We start from the raw sequence: 15,955 nt of genomic DNA on the forward strand, positions 1-15,955 counted from the left end.
CCCGGACCCAGCGGGCGAGTCTTCGGCGATGTCTGCCGGCGTGTTTCCCCCGACGGTCGCCTGTGGCGGAGTCTTCGCTGGGCCCCGGATCGGCGCGCCGCTTCGCGGCGCTTGTCCGGGGAACGGGGGGGTGGGAGACGGCGCGGTGGCAGCCCTAATGGTCGCTTGGTTCGCGCAGGCGGGCGTGGACCTGGCCGAGACGCACTGGGTCGAGCGTGCCGGTGCGGCCGCCCTCGCAGAGCGCGCCGCGAAAGCCGAGATAGTCTGCCCCGACGCCGACCAGCGCCGGGATGTCCTCCAGCCGCAGCGAGCCGGCCAGCCCGGTCATCAGCCCGTGGCGGCGCGCCTCGGCGACGAACTGGCCGAGCGTGAGTGGGTCGAAATGCTCGGTCAGCGAACCGGCCTTCTTGTCGGCGGTGTCGATCATCACCCCGGCGAAGCCGGCGCGGCCAAGTGCGGCGAGCACGGCGAAATCGGGCGCCTCGTCGGCGAACAGCACGCCGATCAGCCGGGTCCGGCTGGCGAGTGGGGCCAGCGCCTCGATGCACTCATTGGTGTGCTGGGAGGCGGAAAGACCGATCTTGACCAGCGGCACGCCGGTGCGGGCGACGCGCTCGGCGGCGGTGCGGACCAGCGCCGGCACCATCGGCTGGTCGCCGATCGTCGCGCTCAGCGCCGGCCGGCCGGCTTCGCCCAGTTGCTCGCCCCAGGCGGTCCACAGCATGACCGCGGCGGCCAGTGCATCGGTGCTCCAGGCGCCGAGAGTGCCGAAGGCCGGCTGCTTGAGATCAACGATATCGGCACCGCCGGCCCGCGCCAGCTCCATCTCGTGGAGATCGGTGACGCTGGCGAGCAGGCCGGGCGCGGCGGTGCTCATGATGCCCGCCGGCTGCGGTGTTCGGCCACGGCGTCGAGCACCCAGCCCCACGCTTCCAGCTCCTCCGGCCCGGCGGTCTTTTCCACCGCGATGGCGAGATAGGCCATTTCCTGAGCCACCTTCTCGTCGGGCAGAAGGCCGAGCCGGCTGACCAGCACGGCGGCTTCCAGCACCGCCGCCTTGGCGCGGTTCATGCCCTCGAAGCGGGTATGGCCTTCGGAATGATAGGTCTTGCAGAAGAATTTCGGCCGCTGCGGGTCGTCCTCCGCCCGTTCCACCGTCACCTCGTCATGCGAGAGCGCGTCGGCAAGGCGCGGGCAGTCGATATAGGTCGCCTTCTTCACATCGACATTGTAGCGGCGCCCGACCACGCAGCTGGCGAAGATGCGGACATCGTCGGTGAAATTGACCACGGCGATGCGGGTGGCGGCGAGATTTTCCAGCGTGCGCGAGGGCCGGAAGGGCTGCAGCACATAGCCGCCCTCGATCACCGTCGCGCCCATGGGGGCGATGTGCGGCTCGCCTTCGAGCGAGCGGGTGGTGACGATGGCTTCACGGATCACGGCGTCTCTCCGGCTTTCGCCTTGGCGGCTTTGGCCTGCAAGGTTGTGCCGGCCTCCTTGAATGTCAAACGGTGGGCCTCTTCGGGGCTGCCGGCGATCTCGCCCGCCGCGCCCCATTTCAGCCCCTCGTCCTGCGCGTAGCGCTTGCCGAGCTTGTAGGCGATTTCGGCGCGGGCGGCTTCCACCCCGAGATAGAAGGCATGGGCGCCATCGGCTTCGACGCCGAGATTGGGAAACAGCGCGAAGGGCTCGGAAGCCACATGGTGGCCGTCGCGATTGTAGATGTGGATGCCCGCCTCGCTGACATCGATGCGGAAATTGCGGTCGCGCACCTCGGCCGCCAGACGGGCGATCTCGTCCGGCGTGGCGGCATAGGGCTTGCGGTCGCGCAGCGCCATCAGCCCGCCGCCAAAGCCCTGCGGCAGCGCGCCGGCCTGCCGGGCGGCGAAATATTCGCGCCGCGCCCGGTCGAATTCGCGCACCGCCGTGCGGCAATGCGGGCTCACCTGCACCGCCAGCACCGCCTGGATGTGCAGCTCCGAGATCATGCCCATGAGCAGGGCGTTGATCCCTGTCGTGTCGGCGTCGGTCAGCTCGGTGACATTGCCGATGCCCATGAGGATCGGAATGTCCGGGTAGCGCCGGCGCAGCTCGGCATAGCGCACCACGGAAGCGGTGTAGCCGTAATGGATCGGGTCGAGGATCGGGTCGGCATAGAAGGGCTGGCCCGAGGCGAGGCAGGCGTCCACCGCGCGGCAGAGCGAGGCGAGGTCGCCCTGCGTCGCCGGCACCAGGACGGGCACCGCCGGGCCTTCCTTCGCCACGTCGAGCGTGTTCCCGTTGAGGCTGAGCAGATAATCCGCACCGGCGCGGGTGGCGCGGGTCAGCTCCTCCAGGCTGAACGAATCGACGCTGACCTTCAGCCCCGCGCCGTGCAGCGCGGCGATGGCCTCTTCCAGATGCGGGAAGGGCGTGTCCGGCAGGCAGCCGAGGTCGATCACATCCGCGCCCTCGCCCTTGAGGAACAAGGCGCGCTCTACGAGGGCGTCGATGTCAAGCACGGTGGCGTCGACGATCTCGGCGAAGATGGTGACGTCGTGCTGCGTGAGGTCCGCCGCCCGGCGCTTCTGGCCGAAATAATCCGGCAGGTCCGCCACCTCGTCCGGGCCGCGGGCGAAGGGCACGCCGAAGAAGCGCTCCAGCCGGTCGAGATCGCCGCGGAAGCGGCCGGGCATCAGCACCCGGTCGGTGCCCTCGGGCAGCTTCAGCCGGCGCTCGACGATCTCGGCCGTCATCAGCGCGGCCACCTTCACCCCGACATTGACCACGACCGGATCGAGGCTCGCATCGGTGATCTCGCCGGCGATCTTGGTCAGGCGCGGCTCGGCCAGCGAGCCGGTGATGAGGGCGACCCGCTCCGGTTTGGTCGAGGCAGGGGGCTCGTCCGCCATTTCAGGAGGCGGCCCTGTCCGCGAGGTGGAGCCGCCGCGCGGCAATGGCCGCTTCCAGATCGCCGATCGATTCCACCACGACAGTGTCGTCGAATTCCTTCAGCTTGGCGGTGTTCTCCAGGTCGATCCGGCGCGGATAGACCGAGACCGGCCCCTTGGGCGCCATGGTGATCATCTCAGGCGCGGTGTCGCAGGCGAAGACGATTGTCTGGACGCGGCATTTGCCGGCCTGGGCGAAGCAGTTGGTCACCAGCGTGTCGGAAATGCCGAACACCGCCTTCGCCACCGTGTTGGAGGAGGCGGGGGAGACCACCAGCGTGTGGTACAGCCCCTCATAGAACCGCCCGACCGGGGCGGAACTGGCCGTGGTTTCCTTGAAGATGCGGGTGTCCTTCGGCAGGTCCTGCTTGTACATGCGCAGCACCTCGTCCGCCGCTTTCGAGACGAACAGGTCCACCGCGTCGAGTGCCTTGATGAGCGCGATCGACTCGGTGAAGAAATGGCCCGAGCCGGTGAGCGCCCAGGCCCAGCGCGGATAGGTTCCCTTGCTCGCGCTCATGCGGCGATGTCCCCTTGGGTGGATGCGGCCAGCAGCGCCGGCACGGTGGTCAGCCCGACCGGGCCGGCGAGGCGGGCGGCGAAGCTGGGAAAGAGCGGGTCGACAAGGCCGGCGGTCGCCCAGTCGGCGGGGCCGCTGCCGGGAGCGGCGGCGGCGGATTTGACCAGCGTCAGCCGGACGGCGCCGAGCTGTGCCGCCAGCCAGGCGGACAGGCTGTCGGAGGTGAGGTCCCAGCTTTCCGGCAGCTCGCTTGCCGCCAGCGCCATGCGGGCGGGCAGCCACAGCGCGGCGCGGCCTTCCGCATGGGCGGCAGCGATCTCCTCCGGCGTGGCGGCGAGGGCGAGCGCGTGATCGCGGCAGAGGTCGACGAAGGCGTGGGCGGTCTGCTCCATGGCGAGGATCGCCATGCGGTGGCAGGCGGCATCGGAAAGCGCGAGGCGCGGCTGCAGCGCCCGCACCGCATCGGCCAGCGGGCCGCCGCCGGCCACGAGGAGCAGGGGCGCGCCCTGCCGCGCCAGCGCCTGCAGCAGAGCCGGCAGGCCGGGATCGCCCATGAGGCTGCCGCCGAGCTTGACGATGGCGACAGGGGGCGGGTGGGACAGGTCCGGCATCGTTCAGCTTCCGTTCGGGCCGGGGCAGGAGCCCGCATCGATCAGGCGAGCCTAATCGCTTCCGTCTCCAGGCCCTAGATCGTGCCGCGCGGTCGTCGCAATACCAGCAAAAGGCCGGCGCGTCCAAAGCGGCCGCCGACAGAAAAAAGGCCCGAGGGGGTACCTCGGGCCTTGATGAGTTGACGATCAATCAGACGGCTTCCCGCCTGTAGAAGTGCACCTGAAGATGCGCTTCGGGGCGGCGATTGTCGAGACATGATTCGAATCTCACGCGTGCTTTACCGGCCACAGGCCAGAGAATGCAGCGCGATACCGCTGGTTGTCGCGACATTCAGCGAATCGAAGCCGCCGTGCATCGGGATGCGCACCGTGCGGGTGCGGGCGAGAATGGAATCGGGCAGGCCCGGGCCTTCGGCGCCCAATAGAAGGGCGGTGCGGCGGGCGGGCTTCACCTCGCCCAGTACGGTCGCGCCGGCCGGGCTGAGCGCCAGCAACTCGAAGCCGACGGCGGCGAGAAGGTCGAGCAGCGCCTCGGCGGAGCCTTCGCGGGCGAAGGGCACGATGAGGCTGCCGCCGACCGAGACCCGGATCGCCTTACGGTAGAGCGGATCGCAGGAGGCGAAGTCGAACAGCGCCGCATCGGCGCCGAAGGCGGCGGCGTTGCGCATGATGCCGCCGACATTGTCGTGATTGGCGATGCCGAGCGGCACCACCACCAGCGCCTCCTCCGGCAGCCCGGCCACCAGTTCCGCCATCGAGGGCAGGGCGCCGCGCAGGCCGACGCCGAGCAGGCCGCGATGGATGTGGAAGCCGGTGATGCCGTCCAGAATCGTCTGGCTGGCGGTGTAGATCGGCAGGTCCTCCGGCGCCTGCGCCAGCAGCGGGCCGAGCGCCTCGATCCGGCTTTCCGCCAGAAGCAGCGATTCCAGCGCGAAGCGGTTGCGGGGCGAGAGCGCCACATCCAGCACCGTGCGGCCCTCGACGATGAAGCGCCCGCCGCGCCCGACCAGATCGCGCTCCTTGATGACGCGATAGGCGTCGATGCGCGGGTCGTCGGAGGAGGTGAGGGGGATGAGCATCATGACGGCACTCTGATCTCTCCCTCATCCCCGGGCCTGACCCGGGGATCCAGGTTTCCGTTGGCTCACGGCGGCAAGGCTGGGTCCCCGGGTCAGGCCCGGGGATGAGGGCGGTTCAGATCGGATGATGGACCTGAGCCGCGTCTCGAAGCACGCAGGCCGCGCCTTCGCGCGGTCCCGCGCGGCTCACCCGCCGGCTTCCTCGCGCATCATTTCCAGCTTCAGCCACTCTTCCTCGGCCTTGGCCAGTTCCGCCTGCGCCTTGGTCAGCTCGGCGGTGGCCTTCTGGAAGCCGGCGGGGTCGCGGGTGTAGAAATTGGGCGTGTGCAGCGTGTTGTTGATACGCTTGATGTCCGATTCCAGCTGCGCGATCCGCTTGGGCAGCTGTTCCAGCGCGTGCTTCTCCTTGAAGGAGAGTTTGCGCTTGGACGAGGCAGGTGCGGGCGCGGAGCTGCCGGCGCTGGTGTTGGCGCCCTTGGCATTGCCGGCCTTGGTGCTCGCCCCCTTGGGCGCCGCTGCCGCCGCCGCGCGCATCTTCACGCCATGGCCGCGCTGGGCGACCATGTCGGAATAGCCGCCGGCATAGACTTCCCAATTGCCGTCGCCCTCATAGGCGATGGTGGCGGTGACGGTGCGGTCGAGGAAGTCGCGATCATGGCTCACCAGCAGCACGGTGCCGGCATAGTCGTCGATCATCTCTTCCAAGAGGTCGAGCGTCTCAAGGTCGAGATCGTTGGTCGGCTCGTCCAGCACCATGAGGTTGGAGGCCTGCGCCAGCGCGCAGGCCAGCAGGAGCCGCCCGCGCTCGCCGCCGGACAGGCGCGAGACGGCGGTGCCGGCCTGTTCCGGGGTGAACAGGAAGTCCTTCATATAGCCGATGACATGGCGGGGATTGCCGCCGACGAACACCTGGTCGCCGCGCCCGTCGGTCAGCGTCTCGCGCACCGAGCGGTTGGGGTCGAGCGCGGCGCGGCGCTGGTCCAGCGTCGCCATCTCGATATTGGTGCCCATCTTGGCCTTGCCGGTGTCGGGGGCCAGTTCGCCGGTCAGCATCTTCAGCAGCGTGGTCTTGCCGGCGCCGTTGGGCCCGACAATGCCGATGCGGTCGCCGCGCTGGATGCGGATGGTGAGGTCGCGCACGATGACGCGATCGCCATACGTCTTCGAGATGTGTTCGGCTTCCATCACCAGCTTGCCGGAGATCTCCGCCTCGGTGGCGGCCATGGTGACGGTGCCGACCGCGCCGCGATGGTCGCGGAACTGCGCGCGCAGCGACGCCAGCTCGCCGACGCGGCGCACATTGCGCTTGCGCCGGGCGGTGACGCCGTAGCGCATCCAGTGCTCTTCCGCGACGATCTTGCGGGCGAGCTTCTGCTGGTCGCGCTCTTCTTCCTCCAGCACCTGGTCGCGCCATTCCTCGAAGAAGGCGAAGCCGCGCTCCATCCGCTTGGTGCGGCCCCGGTCGAGCCAGACGGTGGCGCGGGTGAGGTCCTGCAGGAAGCGACGGTCATGGCTGATCAGCACGAGGGCCGAGCGCAGCGAGGCGATCTCCGCCTCCAGCCATTCGATGGCGGGCAGGTCGAGATGGTTGGTCGGCTCGTCGAGCAGCAGGATGTCCGGCTCGGGCGCCAACACGCGGGCCAGCGCCGCGCGCCGTGCCTCGCCGCCGGACAGGTTGGCCGGGTTTTCCATGCCGGTGAGGCCGAGCTCGCTCAGCAGATATTGCGCGCGGTATTCCTGGTCGCCCGGCCCCATGCCGGCCTCGACATAGGCCAGCGTGGTGGCGAAGCCCGTGAGGTCGGGCTCCTGCGGCAGATAGCGCACCGTCGCGCCGGGCTGCACGAAGCGCGCCCCGCTATCGGCGGCGACGAGGCCGGCGGCGATTTTCAGCAGGGTGGACTTGCCCGAGCCGTTGCGGCCGACAAGGCCGACGCGCTCGCCGGCGGAGACGGAAAGCTCCGCCCCCTCCAGCAGCGGCGTGCCGCCGAAGGTGAGCTTGGTGTCTTGAAGCAGAAGAAGAGGAGGGGCCATGGCGCGGGGATAGGGGGAAAGACGCGCCGGGGCAAGGGGGCGCGGCGCGGCGACAATGGAGCCATGTCCGCGATGAACGTCGCGCCGGGTGGGCGCGCGCCCGCCTTGCCATTGCCGGGCAATGATGTACATAAATCATGTACAGGTTTCAGGAGACAGGTGCATGAGCGCAAGGATCGTCCCGGCCGCGCAGTTCAAGGCCGAATGCCTGCGCCTGATCGACGAGATGAACCAGACCGGCGAGCCGGTGACGATTACCCGCCGGGGCAAGCCGGTGGCGGTGCTGAGCCCGGTCCCGGCCTCGCCGGCGCGGTCCCTGATCGGCGCTTCCCGCGGGGTCGTCACCCGCTATGACGACCCGTTCGCGCCGGTGGCGGAAGCGGGCGACTGGGCCGCCATTTCGTGATCCTTCTCGACACGCATGTACTGATCTGGGCGCTGGACGACGACGCGCGCCTCGGCGGGCAGGCGCGTGCCGTCCTCGATCAGGCGGGTGCGGCCGGCGGCGTGTTCGTCTCCGCCATCACGCCGTGGGAAATCGCCATGCTGGTGCACAAGGGCAGGCTGGCGCTGGCCGACGATGTCGGCGCCTGGCTGGAGACCGTTCTGGCCCTGCCGGCGCTGCGGCTGGCGGCGCTGGAGCCGGCCATCGCCGTCGGCAGCGTGCGCCTGCCCGGCACGCTGCATGCCGACCCGGCGGACCGGATCATCATCGCGACGGCGCGGCATCTGGGTTCGTCCCTGCTTACCGCCGACCGCGCCATTCTCGACTATGGTGACGCCGGCCACGTCCGTGTCATCGACGCCTCCCGCTAGTTTCAGGATCGCTCATGTCCGCCCTCTCCCCCTTGCTCGCCACCCTCGCCCAGCGCATCGGCGCGGCGCATGTGCTCACCGACCCGGCCGACATGGCGCCCTATCTGCATGAGGAGCGCGGGCTCTACCGGGGCGAGGCGCCCGCCGTGCTGCGGCCCGGCTCGACCGAGGAGGTGGCGTTCATCGTCGAGGCCTGCGCCCGGGCGGGCGTCGCGCTGGTGCCGCAGGGCGGCAATACCGGGCTGGTGGGCGGGCAGATGCCGTTCGGGCAGATGCTGCTCTCGCTTGCCCGGCTCGACCGCATCCGTGCCGTCGATCCCGTCGACATGACGATGACGGTGGAAGCCGGCTGCATTCTCGACAAGGTGCATGCGGCGGCGGAGGAGGCGGGCTGCCTGTTCCCGCTGCACATCGCCTCGCAGGGGTCCTGCCGCATCGGCGGCAACCTTTCTTCCAATGCCGGCGGCACCGCCGTGCTGCGCTATGGCAATGCGCGCGAGCTGGCGCTGGGGCTGGAAGTGGTGCTGGCCGACGGGCGGGTGTGGAACGGGCTGAAGCGGCTGCGCAAGAACAATGCGGGCTACGACCTCAAGCAGCTTTTCCTCGGCAGCGAGGGCACCCTCGGCATCATCACCGCCGCCGTGCTGAAGCTGTTCCCGCAGCCGGCGCAGCGCGCCACCGCCTTTCTCGCCGTCCCCGACCCCACGGCGGCGCTGGCCCTGCTCAAGCGGCTGCGCGGCGAGGCGGGCGACGCGCTGACCACCTTCGAGCTGATGGCCGCCTTCGGGGTCGAGACGGTGCTCAAGCACATGCCGGGCACGGTGCGCCCGCTGGCCGGCGCCTATGAGTGGTATGTGCTGGCCGAACTCTCCTCGCCCACCCGCGCCTTCGACCTCGGCGCGCTGCTGGAGGAGGGGCTTGGCGCCGCGATGGAGGCGGGCGAGGTGCTCGACGCCGTCATCGCCACCAGCGAGGCGCAGGCGGCCAATCTGTGGCGGCTGCGCGAGGACATGTCGGAGGCGCAGAAGCACGAGGGCGGCTCGATCAAGCATGACGTCTCGGTGCCGGTCTCGCGCGTGCCGGAGTTTCTCGACCGGGCGCTGCCCGCCTGCCTCGCCGCGCTGCCGGGGCTGCGGCCGTGCCCGTTCGGCCATGTCGGTGACGGCAATATCCATTTCAACCTCAGCCAGCCCGAGGGCATGGACAAGGCCGCCTTCCTGGCCCTGTGGGAGATGTTCAACAGGATCGTGCATGACATCGTGACCGAGATGGACGGCTCCATCGCCGCCGAGCACGGCATCGGCCTGTTGAAGCGCGAGGAACTGGCGCATTACGCCGATCCCGTCGCCCTCGACCTGATGCACCGGGTCAAGGCTGCACTTGATCCCGTACAGACCCTCAATCCCGGCAAGGTTATTGGTGTTCAGGTGGGATGAATTCTTAGTTTGGAATAATGTAAAATTGTACAATCCTGCTCTAATCCTTCTTTCGAAGAGTTCTACATTTGAGCATCTGGTCGTTTTAGTGTTGTCGATCCCGTCACTGCGGGTTTATGCAAGCCGGGACTGAGGACGCCCCGGCCGACATCTCCGCCTTCGGGCCGGGGCGCCGGGGAAGACCGGAGCTTCGGGAAGCCGCCATGCTGACGACACCCACCACCCTCACTGCGCGCCCGGCGCTGAACCTCCTGCTGGCGCTGGCCATGCTGGCTGCCGGCCCCGTGGCGGCGTGGGCGCAGGTTCAGCAACCGGCGCCGGCCGTCTCCACCCCCGCGCCGGCGGCTCCCGCTCCTGCGGCCCCCGCGCTCTCGGCGCCGGCGACGCAAGCGCCGGCCACTTCCGCGCCCGCCGCGCCGGCGGTCGATCCGCTGGTGCCGCCGGCTCCCGGCATGGCTGCCCCGGCGATCGGTGCCCAGATGTCGCCACCGGCAGGCGATGCCGCGCCCACCGCGGGGGAAGCCCCGGCCGCTCCCGCTGGCGACCCCGCCGCTGTCGATCCCTCGGCGGATCCGGCCGCATCCGGCATGCCGCTCGACCAGAGCGAGGATCCCTCCGTCGCGGCGCAGCTTCCCCATGACCTGTCCCCCTGGGGCATGTTCATGGCGGCGGACTGGGTGGTGAAGACCGTCATGATCGGCCTCGCCTTCGCCTCCGTGGTGACGTGGACGGTGTGGCTGGCGAAGACGATGGAACTGGCCGTCGCGAAGCGCCGGCTGCGGCGGGCGCTGAAGGGCTATCTCGCCAGCGCCACGCTGGACGAGGCCCGGCGCGTAGACCCGCGCGGCCCGGCCGGCGCCATGCTGGCGACGACCGATCTGGAACTGAAGCGCTCCGGCCCGCTGCCGGCCGACGGCATCAAGGAGCGTGTGTCGATCTCACTCTCGCGCATCGAGGTGGCGGCGGGGCGGGCGATCACGCGCGGCACCGGCCTGCTCGCCACCATCGGCGCCACGGCCCCGTTTGTCGGCCTGTTCGGCACGGTGTGGGGCATCATGAATTCGTTCATCGGCATCTCGAAGGCGCAGACCACCAATCTCGCCGTGGTGGCGCCGGGTATCGCCGAGGCGTTGCTGGCCACCGCCATCGGCCTGGTCGCCGCGATTCCGGCAGTCGTGATCTACAACCACTTCTCGCGCCAGGTGTCGGGCTATCGCGTGCTGATGGGCGATGCCTCGGCCGAGGTGCTGCGGCTGCTCTCGCGCGATCTCGACCGGCGCGATGCCGGCCGCGCCGCCCCGCAGCGTGTGCGCGCCGCGGCGGAGTGAGCCAGCATGGGCGCCAAGCTGCAGAGCACCGAGACCGACGATCTGGTCGAGAACCACGAGATCAACGTCACCCCGTTCATCGACGTGATCCTGGTGCTGCTCATCATCTTCATGGTGGCGGCGCCGCTGTCGACGGTGGATGTGGCGGTGGACCTGCCGGCTTCCAATGCGCAGGTGCAGCCGCGCCCGGACAAGCCGGTCTATCTCACGGTCAAGAGCGACCTGGTGCTGGCGATCGGCAATGATGACGTTCTGCGCCCGTCGCTCGGCGCCACGCTGGACCGCACGACCGAGAACAAGCGCGACACCCGCATCTTCCTGCGCGCCGACAAGACGGTGGACTATGGCGAACTGATGGAGGTGATGAATCTCCTGCGCGCCGCCGGCTATCTCAAGATCGCGCTGGTCGGCGTCGAGATGACCAGCCAGCCCGCGCCCGCCGCGCCGCCCGCGCCCGGAGCCGTGCCGGCGGCCGCCGGTGCTTCGCCGACCACGCCCGCTCCCGCATCTGCGGCGCCCGCTGCCGCCCCCGCTCCGGCGGTTGCCGCTCCTGTCGCCCCCGCATCCGGGGTGCCGGCTCCATGAGCCTGCTGCTGGTCAGGGGAAGCGCCGGGCACCGGCTGCGCGAGGCGAGCGTCTGGGTCGTCTGCGGCGCCGTGGTGCTGGCCGTGCATGGCGGGGCGCTCGGCTACATGCTGACCGAACCGCCGATCCTGGCGGCCGAGGAGCCGGCGGCGATCATGATCGAGCTGGCGGAAATGCCGGTGGCGCCCGCCGCCCAGCCGGTGGAGCTGCCGCCCGGCCCGGAAATGGTCGAGGCGCCGGAAGAGGTGCAGGAGGAGGTTCCCCCGGACCCGCTGGCCGAGGAGGTGGAGGACACCCCGCCACCCGAGCCGCCGCCGGTGGAAGAGCCGGTGCCTGAGGTGACCGAGAGCCCGGCCGAGACCATCGAGGTGCCGCTTCCGCCGCCCCCGCCGGAGGCGTCCGAGATTCCCCCGCCGGAGAAGAAGCCCGAGCCGCCGAAGGAGCGCCCGAAGCCCAAGCCCAAGCCGAAGGAGCGCGAGAAGAGCAACAAGCCGCCTTCGCCCCGAACCTCCGCCGCGCCCTCGCTCGACGCGCAGAATTCCGATCGCATCGCCGCCCCGACATCGGGCGCCGCGTCCTCGAACAGCCGGGTGCCGGCGAACTGGCGCTCGCGGCTGATGGCCCATCTCCACCGCCACAAGCGCTTCCCCGCCGGGGAGAGCGGTTCCGGCAAGGCGATGGTGACGTTCTCGATCAACCGGGCGGGGCAGGTGCTCTCGGCGCGGCTGGCGGGCTCGTCCGGCAATCCGCGCTTCGACGAGGAGGCGGTCGCCATGCTGCGCCGCGCCTCCCCCGTGCCGCCGCCGCCGCCGGAAGTCGGCGGAAGCACCATCTCCTTCACCGTGCCGGTTCTGTTCAGCCTCAGGTGAGGCCAGAGCCCGGCGCCGCGCCGGCCTCGGAAGCGCCCGCGAAACGGCCCGCAGACACCTTGCGACCCTGCCGCACAAGGCCGGATGCGCGTCCTCGCGTGACGTTGTAAGAGAGGCGGGCCGGCCCAGTGTGCCGGCCTGTCCGGGAGAATGTGCATGAGTGCCGCGCCGTCCGCCGCCCCCACCGTAGCCGCCAAGGCGGCCAAGGTCTCGTTCGACTGGGCCGATCCGGTCGATTTCGATGCGCAGCTCACCGAGGAGGAGCGCCTCGTCCGTGACACGGCGCGCGACTACGCGCAGGAGAAGCTGCAGCCGCGCGTGACCTCCGCCTATATGGAAGAGCGGTTCGACCGCGAGATCATGAGCGAGATGGGCGAGCTGGGCCTGCTCGGGCCGACGATTCCCGAGGAATATGGCGGGGCGGGCCTCGGCTATGTCTCCTACGGGCTGGTGGCGCGCGAGGTGGAGCGGGTCGATTCGGGCTATCGCTCGGCGATGAGCGTGCAGTCCTCGCTGGTGATGCACCCGATCAACGCCTATGGCAGCGAGGCGCAGAAGCGCAAATTCCTGCCAAAGCTCGCGACCGGCGAGATGGTCGGCTGCTTCGGCCTCACCGAGCCCGATGCCGGCTCCGACCCCGCCGGCATGCGCACCCGCGCCGAGAAGATCGACGGCGGCTACCGTCTCTCCGGCGCCAAGATGTGGATCACCAATTCGCCGATCGCCGATGTCGCGGTGGTGTGGGCGAAGTCGCCCGCGCATGGCGACGAGATCTGCGGCTTCCTGCTGGAGCGCGGCATGAAGGGCTTCACCACCCCGAAGATCGAGCACAAGCTCTCGCTGCGCGCCTCGGTCACGGGCGAAATCGTGATGGACGGCGTCGAGGTGCCGGAGGAGAATCTGCTGCCCGACGCCTCCGGGCTCAAGGGCCCGTTCGGCTGCCTCAACCGCGCCCGCTTCGGCATTGGCTGGGGCACGATGGGGGCGGCGGAAGCCTGCTACGCCGCCGCGCGCCAGTACACGCTCGACCGCAAGCAGTTCGGCAAGCCGCTGGCGGCGACGCAGCTGATCCAGAAGAAGCTCGCCGACATGGCGACCGAGATCACGCTCGGCCTGCAGCTCGCCTTGCGCGCCGGCCGGCTGTTCGACGAGGGGCAGCTGCCGGTGGAGACCATCTCCATGCTCAAGCGCAATAATTGCGGCAAGGCGCTCGACATCGCCCGCCTCGCCCGCGACATGCATGGCGGCAACGGCATTTCCGGCGAGTTCCCGGTGATGCGCCACATGGTGAACCTGGAGACGGTGAACACCTATGAGGGCACGCACGACATCCACGCGCTGATCCTCGGCCGGGCCATCACCGGGCACCAGGCGTTTTTCTGAGCCGGGCGCGCTGAGGGGCTTTGCCGAAGGGCTTATCCTGGGTCCCGGCGCGGCACTCCGGCTTCGCCTGTGCTGGGCCGGGACACGGGCGCCCTCTGCTGTTTCCCGGACAAGGCGCGCTTGCGCGCCGCCGATCCGGGACCCAGGGGAGACCCTTCGGCTTCTCCGCCCGTCGTCTCAGATGCTGTACATCAGGTCGGCATCCGGGGCGTGGGCGAAGACGACCATGTCGTGCAGCGACATGCCGTCGAGAATGTCCGACATGGCGTCGCGCACCTTGCTCATGGTGATGCGGACCGAGCAGGTCGCCAGATCCTCACAGTCCTCGCAGGGCACAAAGGCGCTCTTGCTGGCGCAGCTGAGCGGGGCGAGCGGGCCGTCGAGCACGCGGATGATGTGGCCGATGCGGATCTCGCGCGGGGTCTTGGCCAGCGCATAGCCGCCGCCCGGCCCCTTCTTGGAGCGCAGCATGCCGGCATTCCTCAATTCCAGCAGAATGGCGTCGAGGAACTTCTTCGGGATGTTGTTGGCGGTGGCGATCTCCTGCCCCATGGCGCTCGAACCCGGTTCGAGCCGGGCGAGAAAGAGCATCGCCTTCAGGCCGTATTTGCCCTTGTTGGTCAGCATGTCCGCTTCGTCATGTCGCCGCACCCCGGGCTTGAGGGAGGGACGGGCGGAGCCGGGCACCGCCATCCTTCCCGGCAAAATGAGCGACCGGCGCCGATTCGGCTAGTGCCGGACCGGCGATCAGCGCGCAGCGGCGCCCGTCTCGACATTGGCGGCGAGCTTGCCGGCGTCGCGCGTCTCCGGCACCGGATGCAGGAACAGCACGGCGGCGATCACGGCCCCGTAGGCCAAGGCGAAAAGCAGCTTGTCGCGGGTACGGCGGAGGCCGGTCTGGCTCATGATTACTCTCCAGTTGGATAGTAATCTATCGACCATATAGGAATATGTAAAGGGTCACGCGTCATCCAGCCCGCGCGCGGCGGTCATCAGGTTGCCATTGCCCTCGAAGGCGGCGGTGAAGGCGGCGACGCGGCGGTCGATGCGGATGTCGGAGGCGCGCAGCGGTCGGGCCAGCGACAGGCCTTCCAGCGAGCGGGCGCGCGAGAGCGCGACATAGGCCTGGCCGGCGGCGAAGGCGCCGGCGTCGAAGTCGATCCGCACGTCCTCCAGCGTCAGGCCCTGCGCCTTGTGCACCGTCACTGCCCAGGCCGGGACAAGGGGAAGCTGGGTGTAGGAGCCGACCACCTTGGCCGCGACCTTGCCCGTCGCCTCGTCCCAGTCGTAGCGGATGCGCTCCCAACTAGTGCGCTCGATTTCGACGATGCCGGCGCCGTCGAGCCGGACATAGGCGCGGTCCGGGGCGAGGCCGGTAATGGTGCCGACCGAGCCGTTGACCCATTGCCGCTCGGGGTGGTTGCGCACCGTCATCACCCGCGCCCCGACCTTGAGCGCCAGCGTCTCCGGCACCGGCAGCCGGTCATTGGCGAGGTCGAACTCGCCCTCGCTTTTGCCCTCGAACAGCCGGCCGTCATCATAGAGCGCTTCCATGCCGCGCCTGTTATAGGCGTCGACCCGCGCATTGGTCGGCGCCAGCACGACAGGGGTGCGCCCGGCCCGGTGGTCGCGGTGCGAGGCGGCGTTGATGGCGGCGATGGCGTCGCCGACGGAGCGGCCGGTGCGCAGCTCGGCGAGGTGGCCGACAAAGGCGTCGTCGGTCTGCCGGTAGACCTGGAGGAAGGGCAGCCGCGCCGGCTCCACCTCGCGCAGCACGCGGGCGTCGAAGGCGAACGGGCCCTCATAGCCGAGATGGCCGAGGATCTCGCGCTCGGCCATCGGCACGACCGGCGGCAATTGCAGGAAGTCGCCGACCAGCACCACCTGCACGCCGCCGAACGGCTCGGGATTGCCACGCGCGATGCGCAGGCTGCGGTCCACCGCGTCCAGCACATCGGCGCGCACCATGGAAATCTCGTCGATGACGAGACGCTCCAGCTTCTTCATCAGGGTGCGTTTTTGCGTGCGCGGGCGTACCTGGTCGGGGTCCATCAGCCGCGGCGGCAGGCCGAAGAAGGAGTGGATGGTCTGCCCGCCGAGCTGCAGCGCGGCAACGCCGGTGGGGGCGAGAAAGGCCTGCCGACCGCCGCCATGTTTGCGCAGCGCGTGCAGGAAGGTGGTCTTCCCCGTGCCGGCACCGCCCAGCACCATCACCACGGGCGCGCCGGAGCCGACCAGCGCGAGCGGCCCGGCGAAGGCGTCGGCGGGGATGGGAGGGCGAATCGGAGGGCTGGCCGTGTCGTTCATCGGCGCAATGGAGCACAGGAGGGTGCTTTCCACTAGAAAGGTCGCGGCAGCCCCCCTGCC

The 15,955-nt window shown here is 69.7% G+C and carries 17 protein-coding genes; 7 read left to right on the plus strand and 10 right to left on the minus strand.

Annotated elements, in window-relative coordinates:
* Positions 1 to 154: 154 nt before the first annotated feature.
* From BLO63_RS12475 to BLO63_RS12505, 7 genes are all read right to left on the minus strand, one after another.
* On the minus strand, positions 155 to 877 hold the full coding sequence (locus tag BLO63_RS12475; RefSeq protein ID WP_091440954.1) for a (5-formylfuran-3-yl)methyl phosphate synthase: 723 nt from the start codon (positions 875 to 877) through the stop codon (positions 155 to 157).
* Positions 874 to 1,440 (minus strand): DUF447 domain-containing protein, encoded by a 567-nt coding sequence (locus tag BLO63_RS12480; protein ID WP_091440957.1) that lies wholly within the window; start codon positions 1,438 to 1,440, stop codon positions 874 to 876. The genes BLO63_RS12475 and BLO63_RS12480 overlap by 4 nt, the downstream gene beginning before the upstream one ends.
* Entirely contained in the window at positions 1,437 to 2,891 is a 1,455-nt protein-coding gene (locus BLO63_RS12485) for a DUF6513 domain-containing protein (protein WP_091440960.1), read from the minus strand. Before BLO63_RS12485 ends, BLO63_RS12480 begins: the two co-directional genes overlap by 4 nt.
* Before the next feature lies 1 nt (position 2,892).
* Positions 2,893 to 3,450, minus strand: coding sequence for a flavoprotein (locus BLO63_RS12490; RefSeq protein ID WP_091440961.1), 558 nt, complete (start codon positions 3,448 to 3,450; stop codon positions 2,893 to 2,895).
* Positions 3,447 to 4,061 carry an amino acid kinase family protein gene (locus BLO63_RS12495; protein ID WP_091440964.1) on the minus strand — a complete coding sequence of 205 codons (615 nt, stop codon included), beginning with the start codon at positions 4,059 to 4,061 and terminating at the stop codon, positions 3,447 to 3,449. Before BLO63_RS12495 ends, BLO63_RS12490 begins: the two co-directional genes overlap by 4 nt.
* A gap of 278 nt (positions 4,062 to 4,339) precedes the next feature.
* Positions 4,340 to 5,143 (minus strand): TrmH family RNA methyltransferase, encoded by an 804-nt coding sequence (locus tag BLO63_RS12500; protein WP_091440966.1) that lies wholly within the window; start codon positions 5,141 to 5,143, stop codon positions 4,340 to 4,342.
* Between the two features lie 183 nt (positions 5,144 to 5,326).
* Positions 5,327 to 7,171, minus strand: a complete 1,845-nt coding sequence (locus BLO63_RS12505; RefSeq protein ID WP_205409323.1) for an ABC-F family ATP-binding cassette domain-containing protein — start codon at positions 7,169 to 7,171, stop codon at positions 5,327 to 5,329.
* 163 nt (positions 7,172 to 7,334) lie between these two features.
* Here BLO63_RS12505 and BLO63_RS12510 point away from each other — a divergent pair, with 163 nt between their 5' ends.
* The 7 genes from BLO63_RS12510 to BLO63_RS12540 all read left to right on the plus strand — a co-directional run bounded on the left by BLO63_RS12510 (position 7,335) and on the right by BLO63_RS12540 (position 13,588).
* Complete coding sequence (locus BLO63_RS12510) at positions 7,335 to 7,577, plus strand: type II toxin-antitoxin system Phd/YefM family antitoxin (RefSeq protein ID WP_091440971.1); 243 nt, start codon at positions 7,335 to 7,337, stop codon at positions 7,575 to 7,577.
* The gene (locus BLO63_RS12515) at positions 7,574 to 7,987 is read left to right on the plus strand and encodes a type II toxin-antitoxin system VapC family toxin (protein ID WP_091440974.1); all 414 of its coding nucleotides are present in this window, start codon (positions 7,574 to 7,576) and stop codon (positions 7,985 to 7,987) included. Before BLO63_RS12510 ends, BLO63_RS12515 begins: the two co-directional genes overlap by 4 nt.
* Positions 7,988 to 8,001: 14 nt before the next feature.
* Positions 8,002 to 9,423, plus strand: a complete 1,422-nt coding sequence (locus tag BLO63_RS12520; protein ID WP_091440977.1) for an FAD-binding oxidoreductase — start codon at positions 8,002 to 8,004, stop codon at positions 9,421 to 9,423.
* Positions 9,424 to 9,626: 203 nt separating this feature from the next.
* A complete protein-coding gene (gene exbB, locus BLO63_RS12525) occupies positions 9,627 to 10,751 on the plus strand; it encodes a tonB-system energizer ExbB (RefSeq protein ID WP_091440980.1) in 1,125 nt (374 codons plus the stop codon).
* A 6-nt stretch (positions 10,752 to 10,757) separates the two neighbouring features.
* Positions 10,758 to 11,336: a TonB system transport protein ExbD gene (gene exbD, locus BLO63_RS12530; protein WP_091440981.1), complete on the plus strand. Its 579-nt coding sequence runs from the start codon at positions 10,758 to 10,760 to the stop codon at positions 11,334 to 11,336.
* Positions 11,333 to 12,205, plus strand: a complete 873-nt coding sequence (locus BLO63_RS12535; RefSeq protein WP_091440984.1) for an energy transducer TonB family protein — start codon at positions 11,333 to 11,335, stop codon at positions 12,203 to 12,205. Before exbD ends, BLO63_RS12535 begins: the two co-directional genes overlap by 4 nt.
* Positions 12,206 to 12,361: 156 nt before the next feature.
* On the plus strand, positions 12,362 to 13,588 hold the full coding sequence (locus BLO63_RS12540; RefSeq protein ID WP_091440985.1) for an acyl-CoA dehydrogenase: 1,227 nt from the start codon (positions 12,362 to 12,364) through the stop codon (positions 13,586 to 13,588).
* A gap of 177 nt (positions 13,589 to 13,765) precedes the next feature.
* Here the strand turns inward: BLO63_RS12540 and BLO63_RS12545 are convergent, their stop codons facing one another.
* The 3 genes from BLO63_RS12545 to BLO63_RS12550 form a co-directional block, all read right to left on the minus strand.
* Positions 13,766 to 14,215, minus strand: coding sequence for an RrF2 family transcriptional regulator (locus BLO63_RS12545; RefSeq protein WP_162841809.1), 450 nt, complete (start codon positions 14,213 to 14,215; stop codon positions 13,766 to 13,768).
* 120 nt (positions 14,216 to 14,335) lie between these two features.
* Positions 14,336 to 14,494 (minus strand): hypothetical protein, encoded by a 159-nt coding sequence (locus BLO63_RS21130; protein WP_162841810.1) that lies wholly within the window; start codon positions 14,492 to 14,494, stop codon positions 14,336 to 14,338.
* Between the two features lie 54 nt (positions 14,495 to 14,548).
* Positions 14,549 to 15,928, minus strand: coding sequence for an ATP-dependent DNA helicase (locus BLO63_RS12550; RefSeq protein ID WP_244517848.1), 1,380 nt, complete (start codon positions 15,926 to 15,928; stop codon positions 14,549 to 14,551).
* Positions 15,929 to 15,955 lie beyond the last annotated feature (27 nt).

The organism is Ancylobacter rudongensis (genome assembly GCF_900100155.1).
Classification (GTDB): domain Bacteria; phylum Pseudomonadota; class Alphaproteobacteria; order Rhizobiales; family Xanthobacteraceae; genus Ancylobacter; species Ancylobacter rudongensis.

What these genes read in the sequence shown, in the direction of transcription:
- BLO63_RS12495 (WP_091440964.1), bottom strand. Translation starts at nt 4,061, where the DNA reads ATGCCGGACCTGTCCCACCCGCCCCCTGTCGCCATCGTCAAGCTCGGC.
- BLO63_RS12490 (WP_091440961.1), bottom strand. Translation starts at nt 3,450, where the DNA reads ATGAGCGCGAGCAAGGGAACCTATCCGCGCTGGGCCTGGGCGCTCACC.
- BLO63_RS12485 (WP_091440960.1), bottom strand. Translation starts at nt 2,891, where the DNA reads ATGGCGGACGAGCCCCCTGCCTCGACCAAACCGGAGCGGGTCGCCCTC.
- BLO63_RS12540 (WP_091440985.1), top strand. Translation starts at nt 12,362, where the DNA reads ATGAGTGCCGCGCCGTCCGCCGCCCCCACCGTAGCCGCCAAGGCGGCC.
- BLO63_RS12500 (WP_091440966.1), bottom strand. Translation starts at nt 5,143, where the DNA reads ATGATGCTCATCCCCCTCACCTCCTCCGACGACCCGCGCATCGACGCC.
- BLO63_RS12505 (WP_205409323.1), bottom strand. Translation starts at nt 7,171, where the DNA reads ATGGCCCCTCCTCTTCTTCTGCTTCAAGACACCAAGCTCACCTTCGGC.
- exbB (WP_091440980.1), top strand. Translation starts at nt 9,627, where the DNA reads ATGCTGACGACACCCACCACCCTCACTGCGCGCCCGGCGCTGAACCTC.
- BLO63_RS21130 (WP_162841810.1), bottom strand. Translation starts at nt 14,494, where the DNA reads ATGAGCCAGACCGGCCTCCGCCGTACCCGCGACAAGCTGCTTTTCGCC.
- BLO63_RS12520 (WP_091440977.1), top strand. Translation starts at nt 8,002, where the DNA reads ATGTCCGCCCTCTCCCCCTTGCTCGCCACCCTCGCCCAGCGCATCGGC.
- exbD (WP_091440981.1), top strand. Translation starts at nt 10,758, where the DNA reads ATGGGCGCCAAGCTGCAGAGCACCGAGACCGACGATCTGGTCGAGAAC.
- BLO63_RS12545 (WP_162841809.1), bottom strand. Translation starts at nt 14,215, where the DNA reads ATGCTGACCAACAAGGGCAAATACGGCCTGAAGGCGATGCTCTTTCTC.
- BLO63_RS12535 (WP_091440984.1), top strand. Translation starts at nt 11,333, where the DNA reads ATGAGCCTGCTGCTGGTCAGGGGAAGCGCCGGGCACCGGCTGCGCGAG.
- BLO63_RS12510 (WP_091440971.1), top strand. Translation starts at nt 7,335, where the DNA reads ATGAGCGCAAGGATCGTCCCGGCCGCGCAGTTCAAGGCCGAATGCCTG.
- BLO63_RS12475 (WP_091440954.1), bottom strand. Translation starts at nt 877, where the DNA reads ATGAGCACCGCCGCGCCCGGCCTGCTCGCCAGCGTCACCGATCTCCAC.